Consider the following 1,405-nt stretch of genomic DNA (forward strand, 5'->3'; position numbering starts at 1 on the left):
GGCCTATTATGAATATTGCAGAATATTCAATTCAAAAGAGATACGTGACGTGGTTTTTTACAGTTTTTTTGATTATAGGTGGAGTTTTTGCCTATAAAGGGTTAGGAAAACTGGAAGATCCTGCCTTTACTATTAAGACAGCGGTAATTACCACTGCTTACCCAGGAGCTACGCCAAAAGAAGTGGAGGAAGAGGTAACGGAAGTTATAGAACGGGCTGCTCAACAGATGGGACAAGTGGATAAGGTCCGGTCTCTTTCTCAGGAAGGCGTTTCTCTTGTGTATGTAGATATTAAAGATACGTATACAGCAAAAGATTTGCCTCAAATATGGGACGAGTTACGACGGAAAATAAATGATGTTCAAGAGCAGTTACCACCAGGAACAAGTCGTTCTTTAGTTAACGATGACTACGGAGATGTATATGGAGTTTATTTTGCCCTTACTGGCGAAGGATATTCTTACAGAGAACTTGAAGATTTTGCTGATTACCTGCGTAAGGAGTTGCTTCTTGTTCCTGGGGTTGCAAGTGTTGAAGTGACAGGCATACAAAAAGAGGCTATTTATGTAGAAATTTCCAGAACGAAACTTAGTCAGCTCGGTATCTCTATGGAAGAACTTTTTCAAGTTCTCAAAGCTCAGAATTTCGTGGTTCCATCGGGGAAAGTGAGAGCGGGAGCAGAGTATATTCGCATAACTCCAACTGGGGAGTTTTCTTCTGTCGAACAAGTAGGGGCGTTACTTCTTGCATCTTCCTCGAGGGTGCTGATCCGTTTAGATGACATAGCTACAGTTACTCGTAATTATATAGAGCCGACACGGGCAATGATGCGTTATAATGGAAGTCCTGCTGTTGGAATCGGTATCTCCAACGTAGAAGGTGGCAACGTTATTGCTATGGGAGAAGCCATAAAGAAGCGGCTCAAGGAACTAGAGCCGCAGACTCCTATCGGCATGAATTTAGGGCTTATTTACTACCAGTCGGATACAGTTCAAAAGGCAATTAATAACTTTTTATTAAATCTTCTGGAAGCTCTGGGTATAGTTATTGCCATATTACTTATATTTATGGGTTTCCGCAGTGGAATGCTTATTGGCGGGGTATTGTTGCTTACAATTTTTGCCACTTTTATTGCAATGAAACTTGTGAGGATAGATCTTCATAGTATTTCTCTTGGAGCATTGATTGTAGCTTTGGGAATGCTAGTGGACAACGCCATCGTTGTTGCTGATGGCCTTCTTGTGCGGATACAAAGCGGTGAGGATAGAATATCTTCTGCCGTGGGTGTTGTGACTCAAACTCAATGGCCTTTGTTGGGAGCTACTTTTATTGCTGTTATAGCTTTTGCTCCTATTGGCCTGTCCCCAGATAGCACAGGGGAGTTTTGCCAAAGCCTTTTTCAGGT

1 protein-coding gene is annotated in these 1,405 nt (G+C 42.1%); it reads left to right on the forward strand.

Annotation, left to right across the window (positions count from 1 at the left end; genetic code table 11):
* Window positions 1-8: 8 nt before the first annotated feature.
* On the forward strand, window positions 9-1,405 hold a 1,397-nt coding region (locus tag B4J50_RS09715; RefSeq protein ID WP_286954150.1), incomplete at its 3' end, for an efflux RND transporter permease subunit.

This window comes from Aminobacterium sp. UBA4908 (genome assembly GCF_002398115.1).
Taxonomy (GTDB): domain Bacteria; phylum Synergistota; class Synergistia; order Synergistales; family Aminobacteriaceae; genus Aminobacterium; species Aminobacterium mobile.